The sequence below is a fragment of the Kitasatospora sp. NPDC059571 genome (genome assembly GCF_042735675.1).
Classification (GTDB): domain Bacteria; phylum Actinomycetota; class Actinomycetes; order Streptomycetales; family Streptomycetaceae; genus Kitasatospora.
On record NZ_JBHWBW010000346.1, the window covers coordinates 1 to 8,555 of the forward strand.

Consider the following 8,555-nt stretch of genomic DNA (forward strand, 5'->3'; position numbering starts at 1 on the left):
CCACCGGGCCCGGCCGGCCGCGCCGGCGTCACCCCCGACCACCGCCGGCGCGCTCGCGCAGCCACTCCTCGAACTCCGCGGCGACGATGCGCTCGTCGTGCACTCCGGCCGCCTCCTCGGACGCCAGCCAGACGACCGGCGGCCCCATCACGGCCGGCTCCAGGAACGGCCGGTCCGCGGCCGTCGCACCCCGGGGCAGCACGCCCGTGGCGGTCGGGCCGCCGGGCAGCAGCAGGTTGACGGTGGCCCCCGAGCCCCGGAGGTCGGCCGCCATGATCCGGGACAGCGCCTCGCTGCCGGCCCGCGACGGCCCGTAGGGAACGAACCCGGCGCGCTGCATGGTCGAGGTGCTCACCGCGATGTTGACGATCCGGCCGCCGCCCGCGGCCAGCATCCGGGGCACCACCTCGCGAGCCACCAGGAAGTAGCCGGTCAGGTTGGTCTCCACCACCGCCCGGAAGCCCTCGACCGGCACCTCCCAGAACGGCAGCGGGTCCGTCATGAAATGCGGGTTGACGGTGCGCATCCCCAGGCCGGCGTTGTTGACCAGCATGTCGATCCCGCCGAGCGTCGACCACGCCAGGCCGACGGCCGCGGCGACCGAAGCCTCGTCCCGCACGTCGAGCCCGATGCCGACGGCCCCGGGCAGGTCCGCGGCCACCGCCGCGGCCCGCTCGGCCGATCTGCCGGTCAGCGCGACCGCCGCCCCCGCGGCGGCGAGCGCGGCGGCCATCGCATGCCCGAGCCCGCTCGTCCCACCGGTCACCAGCACCCTCATCGGACCGCCCGCCTCCCGTACGCCCCCGCACCGACGACGCTAGGGCTTGGAGCGCACTCGAGGTCAAGCCGGGGCCACCCGTCCGGCTGCGGCTCAGCCGGGGGCGCGGACGATCGCGCCGAGGGCGGTGAGCAGGTGCGGGCGGTCGGCCGGGGCGACCGGGCCGAGGAAGAGTGCCTCGACCACCCGGGCGTGGACGGCGGTGGCGCGCAGGAAGGTGTCGGCGCCGTGCTCGGTGAGGGCGACCAGGGTGATCCGGCGGTCGTCGGGCGAGGGAGTGCGGCGGACGAGCCCGGCCTGTTCCATCCGGTCGACCAGGCGGGTGGTGCCGCCGCTGGTAAGGGTGAGGCCGTCGGCCAGGTCGCGCTGGGCGACGCCCCCGCCACCGGCCCGGCAGAGCATGATCAGGACCTCGAACATGGTGTGGCCGATGCCGCAGTCGGCCCGCAGTTCCGCGTCCATCCGGCGGTCGAGCCGGGCCGCGGCGCGCAGCAGCAGGCCCAGGTCGGCGATGGCCGGCCCGTCGGCGAGTGCGGCCAGCGCCGCCCGGTCGGCCGCGGCGCCGGACCCGGCGGGGCGGTGCTGCGGCCGGGGTGCCGTCGGTGCGGTCTCCATGGCGCGGAGTCTACTGACCGCCGGCGGCGGGCCGCGCCGGGAATTCACTGACTGGTCAATTGCTGACTGCTCAGCGATTACCCTAGGCTGATCCGGGTGACGACTCCCTCCGCCCCGCAGACCGTCCTCCCGGGCACCGGGGCCGCCGGTCCGGCCGCCGGACGCGGGCGCCGGCTCCGGCTGATCCTCGTGCTCGGCGCGCTCTCCGCGTTCGGGCCGCTGTCGCTGGACATGTACCTCCCGGCCTTCCCCTCGATCGCCGCCGACCTCGGCGTGCGCGCCGCGGACGTGCAGCTGACCCTCACCGCCTGCCTGCTCGGCCTGGCCCTCGGCCAGCTCGTGGTCGGGCCGATCAGCGACAGCCGCGGCCGCCGGACGCCGCTGCTGATCGGGCTCGGCTGCTACGCCGCCGTCTCGCTGGCCTGCGCGTTCGCCCCGTCCGCGGGCGTGCTGACCGGCCTGCGGTTCGCCCAGGGCCTGGCCGGCGCGGCGGGCATCGTGATCAGCCGCGCGGTGGTCCGCGACCTGTACGACGGCGTCGAGGCCGCCCGGTTCTTCTCGCTGCTGATGCTGGTCAACGGGCTCGCGCCGATCCTGGCGCCGGTGCTGGGCAGCGAGCTGCTGCGGTTCGCCGACTGGCGGGCGGTGTTCGCCGTCCTCACCGTGATCGGCGCGGCCCTGCTCGCCGCGGCGGCGCTGGCCCTGCCGGAGTCGCTTCCGCCCGCCCGCCGCAGCGCCGGCGGCCTGGCCCGCAGCGTCCGGAGCTTCGGCGGCCTGCTGCGCGACCGCCGCTTCATGGGCCACGCGCTGTCGGCCGGCGCCGTGTTCGCCGCGATGTTCGCCTACATCTCCGGCTCCTCCTTCGTGCTCCAGCAGGTGTACGGGCTGAGCGCCCAGCAGTTCGGCCTGGTGTTCGGCGGCAATGCGCTGGGTCTGGTGCTGCTCGGCCAGCTGAACGCCCGGCTGCTGCGCGACCGCGCGCCGGGCACCCTGCTCCGGGCCGGGCTGGTGCTGTCGGCGGCGGGCGCCGCCGGGCTGGTGCTCGCCGTGACCGCGGGGCTCGGACTGTGGGCGGTGTGCGCCTCGCTGGTGCCGGTGGTCGGCGCGGTGGGCTTCGTGATGCCGAACGCCACGGCGCTGGCGCTGTCCGGACAGGCCCAGGCGGGCACCGCGTCGGCACTGCTCGGCCTGCTCCAGTTCGCCTTCGGCGCGCTGGCCGCGCCGCTGGTCGGGCTGGGCGGCGCCGGCTCGGCGCTGCCGATGGCCGTGGTGATCGCGGCCTTCGCGGGTACCGCACTGCTGGTCCACCTCTGCTGGCTGCCGCGGCACCGGGCCTGACGCCCGGCGGGCGGGCCGGGCCCTCATTGCCGCCGCCCGCGGCCGGGGGCAGGCTGGAGTGAGGCGGCACGGCCGATGCGCAGCTGAGGAGAGCCATGAGCATCCTGGAGGAGCAGATCGAGGTCGGCGCCCCGGCCGACGCGACCTGGGAGCACCTGCACCGGGTCGTCGACTACCCGCGCTTCGTCGACGGCGTCCTGCACGCGCACGCCCGCGGCGCCCACCGCTGCCACCTGGACGTGGCGGTCGACGGCGGCCACCGGGAGTTCGACGCGTACTTCAGCGACCTCGGCGGGGGCCGGGTGATGACCTGGCAGACGCTGGACGGGCCGCAGCTGCGCGGCGCCGTCGCCCTGCGCCCGCTGGGCGCCGAGCGGACGAGGGTGCAGGTCCGGATCGAGTACGAGCCGGACGCGGTGGCCGAGGTCTTCGGCGGCGGCCACGGGTTCGCCCAGGCCAGCGCGATCGAGCGCACCGTCCGCTCCGACCTGGAGCAGTTCAAGCGGCTCGTGGAGGACGAGCGGCGCTGAGCCACGCCGGGCGGGTCAGGGCAGCGTCTGCTCGGCCCAGATGACCTTGCCGGTCGGGGTGTAGCGGGTGCCCCAGCGCTCGGCGAACTGGGCGACCAGGAAGAGCCCGCGGCCGCCCTCGTCGGTACTGGCCGCGTACCGGAGGTGCGGCGAGGTGCTGCCGGCGTCGGAGACCTCGCAGATCAGCGTGCGGTCCAGCAGCAGCCGGACGCCGATCGGCCCGCCGCCGTAGCGGATGGCGTTGGTGACCAGCTCGCTGAGCACGAGCTCGGTGGTGAAGACCAGGTCGTCCAGGCCCCACTGCTCCAGTCGGCGGCTGACCTCGCCGCGGATGACCGACACCGCGCTCGGGTCGGCGGGGACGTCCCAGACCGCGACCCGGTCCGCCGGCAGCGCCCGGGTGCGGGCGACCAGCAGTGCGATGTCGTCGGTGGGGCTGGCCGGCAGCATCCGGGCGAGCACGGTGTCGCAGGTCTGCTCGGGCGTGCCGTTGGGGTGGGCGGCCAGGGTGGTGCGCAGCGCCTCCAGCCCCTCGTCGATGTCCCGGCGGCGGTCCTCCACCAGGCCGTCGGTGTAGAGCACGAGGCGACTGCCCTCCGGCAGGTCGATGTCGACGGCCTCGAAGGGCATGCCGACCGTGCCGAGCGGGGCGCCGGCGGGCAGTTCGGGGAACTCCACGCTGCCGTCGGGGTGGACGAGCGCGGGCAGCAGGTGGCCGGCCCGGGCCATGGTGCAGCGCAGCGCGACCGGGTCGTAGATGGCGTACAGGCAGGTGGCGCCGGTGATCGGGGCGTCGCCGTCGAGCGAGCCGTCCTGGTCGAGGCGGTTGACCAGGTCGTCCAGGTGGCCGAGCAGTTCGTCGGGGGGCAGGTCGAGGGCGGTGAAGGTGTGGACGGCGGTGCGCAGCCGGCCCATGGTGGCGGCGGCGTGCAGGCCGTGGCCGACCACGTCGCCGACGACCAGGGCGACCCGGGCGCCGGGCAGCGGGATGACGTCGAACCAGTCGCCGCCGACGCCGGCCTGGGCGGGCAGGTAGCGGTAGGCGATGTCGAGGGCGCTCTGCTCGGGCAGGCCGCCGGGCAGCAGGCTGTGCTGGAGGGTCACGGCCATCGCGTGTTCGCGGGTGTAGCGCCGGGCGTTGTCGATGGAGACGCCGGCCCGGGCGACCAGTTCCTCGGCGAGCGAGCGGTCGTCCTCGTCGAAGCCCTCGGGGCGCTCGGAGCGCCAGAAGCTGGCCATGCCGAGCACCACGCCGCGGGCCTGCAGCGGCACGGTCAGCAGCGAGTGCACGCCGTAGTCCCGGACGCCGTTGGCGCGCTCCGGCTGGTAGGCCTGCCAGGCCTCGAAGGCGGCGGCGAGGTCGTCGGCGATCAGGGCGCTGCCGCTGTCCATCGCGCGCGCCCGGGGGGTGTCCGGAACGAGCGGGACGCTCTCGCCGACCGGGATGAACGGCGAGTCCGGGCGTACGCCGCTGTGTCCGGCCCGGCGCATCTGCGGCGGGCGGCCGAACCGGTCGGCGGGGGGCTCCTCGCCGCGCAGGACCGCCTCGGCCAGGTCGACGGTGACGAAGTCGGCGAAGGCGGGGACGGCGGCGTCGGCGAGTTCCTGGGCGGTGCGGGCGACGTCCAGGGTGGTGCCGATCGCGCCGCTGGCGTCGTACAGCAGCTTGAGGCGGCGGCCGACCGTCTCGACCCGGCCGGAGAGGGCCTGGAGCTCGGTGGAGTCGCGGAGGGTGACCACGATTCCGGGCGGGCCGCCCTTCACCTCGGTGGAGCGGATGTTGACGGCGAGCAGGCGGTCGCCGGCCCGGACGACCTCGTCGGTGACGGTGCGGCCGGAGGTCAGCAGCACGGTGAGCGGGCGGTCGAGGCCGAGGCCGTCCAGCGGGCGGCCCTCGGCCGCCTCGGGCAGGTCGAGCAGCCGTCTGGCCTCGTCGTTGACGAGCACCAGGCGGCCGCCGCCGTCGAGGATGAGCACGCCCTCGCGGACGGCGTGCAGGACGGCGTCGTGGTGCTCGTACATCCGGGTCATCTCGGCGGGGCCGAGGCCGTGGGTCTGGCGGCGCAGCCGGCGCATGACCAGGGCGGTGCCGGCGGTGGCCAGGGCGAGGGCGCCTGCGCCGGAGGCGAGCAGCAGGGGGAGCTGGCGGTTGGCGGTGGAGCTGATCTCGGCGGTGCGGATGCCGGCGGAGACCAGGCCGACCACGGTGCCGTCGGGGGCGTCGACCGGGACGATGGCCTGGACGAGCGGGCCGATGGTGCCGTTGACGTTCTCGACGACGGGCTGGCCGGCCAGGGCGGGGCCGATGTTGCCGACGAACTTCTTGCCGATCCGGTCGGGCTTGGGGTGGGTGTAGCGGATGCCGTCGGTGTTGGTGACGACGATGAAGTCGACGCCGGTGGCCTTGCGGGCGGCCTCGGCGCTGGGCTGCAGGATCGCGGTGGGGTTCGGGGAGCGCAGGGCGGCGACGATGCCGGGCGAGTTGGCGTAGGTCTGGGCGACCGCGAGGGAGCGGTTGCGGGCCTCGCTGTCGGTGTCGTGCCGCGCTTGGAGGACGAGCTCCGCGCCGGCGGCCACGACCAGGAGCAGCACGATGACCACCTGGAGCACGAAGACCTGGCCTGCGACGCTGCGCACGCTCAACACCGACCACGGACGTCGACCGGTGGAGTCGGGGACCGACACGGCCCGGGATCGGCCCCTAATCCGGACCATATGCCTATGTGTACCCCGGCCCGGCCCGGCGGGCCAGAGGTTGCGGCCGATCACCTCGCCGGCGGAACGCCGAGGTCACCGAGGGTGGTCGCGCCGGGGCGCCGCGCAGCCGCGCCGGGCGGCCGCCGGGCGCGGCGTTCGGGCGGTGACGCTCAGTAGATGAGGTAGGAGGGCCGCCGCCCTTCGTCGGCGATCTCGCCGTCGGCCACCGACCGGAGCCGGCGGGAGAGGTCGTCCAGGGCACGGGATGCGGCCATCTCCTCGCCGATCCGGGCCAGCGGCCGGTCGTCGCGGCTCTTCACCGCCTCCCCGTGCCCGCTGACTCCGGGCGCGTGCGAGCCGACCAGGCGCGCTTCGCAGACGGTGTTGGTGCCGTCCTCCTCGAAGCTGAGCTCAACGTCCCACTGGTTGTGCATCCTGCACCTCCCTGGTGCCGTGGCCCCGTTGTCCAGCCTGCGCCCGGCAGCGGCGGGCGGGCAACCAGGGCGGAATGCCGACAGATGGATGAATGTTCAACCAGTCGCGGATCCGCGCCCCCAGCGGCTCCGCGCGACGGAGAGGAGAGCCGCAGTGATGGAGCACTACCTGGCCGGCGACCCCGCCGAGCAGTGGCGCTGGGCAGGGCTGTACTTCGACACCAAGGACTACGCCTCGGCCGCCCGGCTGCTCACCGAGGTGGTGGCGCACGCCCCCGAGCAGGTCGGCCCGCGGCTGCTGCTGGCGCGCGCCTACTACCACTCGGCGCAGCTGGGGCGGGCCGAGGAGCAGCTGCGCGAGGTGATCGCGCGGGACCCGGTGGAGAGCTACGCCCACCTGATGCTGGGCCGCACGCTGGAGCGGCAGGGCCGGGCGGCCGAGGCGGCCCGCTGGCTGCGGACGGCCGAGGCGCTGGGCGGCGTGGACTGACCGGCGGGAGCCGCCCCGCGGGCGGCGGGCGGGTGCGGCCGGATGGCGCAGGGCGTTCTTGCATGGACATTTCAGAACGGTGAGACTGGGCCGCACCTGACGGCGGGTCGGCCCGGCCCGCCGCCGGGCCGTCCGCACTTCCCGACCGCACTGGAGGACCCGTGCGCACGAGGACGATCGTCTCCGCCGCTGCCGCCGCCTTACTCCTGCTCGCCCACCCCGCCGCGGCCGCGGCCCCGGCACCCGGCTCCCCCGGCATCGGCGACCCCTACTACCCGTCCTACGGCAACGGGGGCTACGACGTCTCGCACTACGACATCCGCCTCACCTACCAGCCGGCCACCGACCGGCTGGAGGGCACCACCACCATCCTGGCCACCGCCACCCAGGACCTCTCCCGCTTCGACCTCGACTTCGCGCTGGACGTCAGCCAGGTGCTGGTGGACGGCCGACCGGCCCGGTTCGCGGCCACCGGCGAGCAGGAGCTGGAGATCACCCCGGCCGCACCGCTGGCCAAGGGTCAGCGGACCACCGTGGTGGTGCGCTACGCGGGTACCCCGTCCACGGTCGCCCGGTACGGCTTCACGGCCTGGCTGCGCACCCCGGACGGCGGGGTGGCGGCGGGCGAGCCGGAGGCGGCCTGGTGGTGGTTCCCGAGCAACGACCACCCCGCCGACAAGGCCACCTTCGACGTCTCGGTGGCCGTCCCCGACGGCACCCAGGCGATCAGCAACGGCACCCTGGTCGGGCAGACCTCCAAGCTCGGCTGGACGCGCTGGTCCTGGCGCGAGACCCGCCCGCAGGCGACGTACCTGGCCACCCTCGCGGTCGGCCGCTTCGACATCACCCGCTCCACCAGCCCCGGCGGACTGCCGGTGCTCAACGCCTACAGCCGCGACCTCGGAGACAACGACGGCGCCGCCCGGGCGAGCGTGGAGCGCACCGGCGAGCTCGCGGACTGGCTGGCGGGGTACTTCGGGCCGTACCCCTTCGACTCGGTCGGCGGTTACGTGCCGAACGTGAAGACCGGCTACGCGCTGGAGAACCAGACCCGGGTGTTCTACAGCCCGCGGCAGTTCTCCCGCGGCTCCAACACCTCGGTGGTGGTCCACGAGCTGGCGCACCAGTGGTTCGGCGACACCGTGTCGGTCCGCAACTGGAGCGACATCTGGCTGAACGAGGGCTTCGCCAGCTACGCCCAGTGGCTCTGGTCGGAGCACGAGGGCGAGGGCACCGCCCAGGAGCTCGCCGACTGGGTGTACTCCTCGCACCCGGCCGACGACCCGTTCTGGAAGGTCGAGCCCGGCGACCCCGGCGCCGACCACCAGTTCGACCTCGCGGTGTACGACCGGGGCGCGCTCGCCCTCCAGGCGCTGCGCGACGAGGTCGGCGACGACGCGTTCTTCCGGATCCTCAAGGGCTGGCCGGCCGAGCACCGGTACGGCAACGCGAGCATCGCGGACTTCCGCCGGTACGCCGAGCAGGTCTCCGGGCGGCCGCTCGGCGACCTGCTGCAGACCTGGCTGTACACCCCGGCCAAGCCCGCCACCGGCGCGGTGCCGGCCGCGGCACCGGGCGTCCGGCCGCTGGGCGCCGCCCCCGAGCCGCGCGCCCGGGCGGGGCGCCACCGGGCCCCGGCCCACGGGGCGCGCGCCCCGGCCGCCCGCGGCCGG

General features: G+C 75.4%; 8 protein-coding genes. 4 read left to right on the forward strand and 4 right to left on the reverse strand.

Going from position 1 to position 8,555, the window contains the following annotated elements; translation table 11 throughout:
- Positions 1 to 28: 28 nt before the first annotated feature.
- Both ACFV0G_RS28850 and ACFV0G_RS28855 read right to left on the reverse strand, forming a co-directional pair.
- Positions 29 to 766, reverse strand: coding sequence for an SDR family oxidoreductase (locus ACFV0G_RS28850; protein ID WP_380554281.1), 738 nt, complete (start codon positions 764 to 766; stop codon positions 29 to 31).
- A 105-nt stretch (positions 767 to 871) separates the two neighbouring features.
- Complete coding sequence (locus tag ACFV0G_RS28855) at positions 872 to 1,393, reverse strand: MarR family winged helix-turn-helix transcriptional regulator (protein WP_380554284.1); 522 nt, start codon at positions 1,391 to 1,393, stop codon at positions 872 to 874.
- Positions 1,394 to 1,489: 96 nt separating this feature from the next.
- Here ACFV0G_RS28855 and ACFV0G_RS28860 point away from each other — a divergent pair, with 96 nt between their 5' ends.
- Both ACFV0G_RS28860 and ACFV0G_RS28865 read left to right on the forward strand, forming a co-directional pair.
- Positions 1,490 to 2,731 carry a Bcr/CflA family multidrug efflux MFS transporter gene (locus ACFV0G_RS28860; protein WP_380554287.1) on the forward strand — a complete coding sequence of 414 codons (1,242 nt, stop codon included), beginning with the start codon at positions 1,490 to 1,492 and terminating at the stop codon, positions 2,729 to 2,731.
- 95 nt (positions 2,732 to 2,826) lie between these two features.
- On the forward strand, positions 2,827 to 3,261 hold the full coding sequence (locus ACFV0G_RS28865) for an SRPBCC family protein (RefSeq protein WP_380554290.1): 435 nt from the start codon (positions 2,827 to 2,829) through the stop codon (positions 3,259 to 3,261).
- Positions 3,262 to 3,276: 15 nt separating this feature from the next.
- Here ACFV0G_RS28865 and ACFV0G_RS28870 read toward each other — a convergent pair whose 3' ends face one another.
- Both ACFV0G_RS28870 and ACFV0G_RS28875 read right to left on the reverse strand, forming a co-directional pair.
- Complete coding sequence (locus tag ACFV0G_RS28870; RefSeq protein ID WP_380554293.1) at positions 3,277 to 5,976, reverse strand: SpoIIE family protein phosphatase; 2,700 nt, start codon at positions 5,974 to 5,976, stop codon at positions 3,277 to 3,279.
- Positions 5,977 to 6,128: 152 nt separating this feature from the next.
- Positions 6,129 to 6,392, reverse strand: coding sequence for a dsRBD fold-containing protein (locus tag ACFV0G_RS28875; RefSeq protein ID WP_380554296.1), 264 nt, complete (start codon positions 6,390 to 6,392; stop codon positions 6,129 to 6,131).
- 157 nt (positions 6,393 to 6,549) lie between these two features.
- Between ACFV0G_RS28875 and ACFV0G_RS28880 the strand changes: the two genes are divergently transcribed.
- Together ACFV0G_RS28880 and ACFV0G_RS28885 are read left to right on the forward strand one after the other, a co-directional pair.
- Positions 6,550 to 6,882: a tetratricopeptide repeat protein gene (locus ACFV0G_RS28880; RefSeq protein WP_380554302.1), complete on the forward strand. Its 333-nt coding sequence runs from the start codon at positions 6,550 to 6,552 to the stop codon at positions 6,880 to 6,882.
- A 161-nt stretch (positions 6,883 to 7,043) separates the two neighbouring features.
- Positions 7,044 to 8,555, forward strand: a 1,512-nt coding sequence (locus tag ACFV0G_RS28885) for a M1 family metallopeptidase (RefSeq protein WP_380554299.1), incomplete at its 3' end; no start/stop codon positions are given.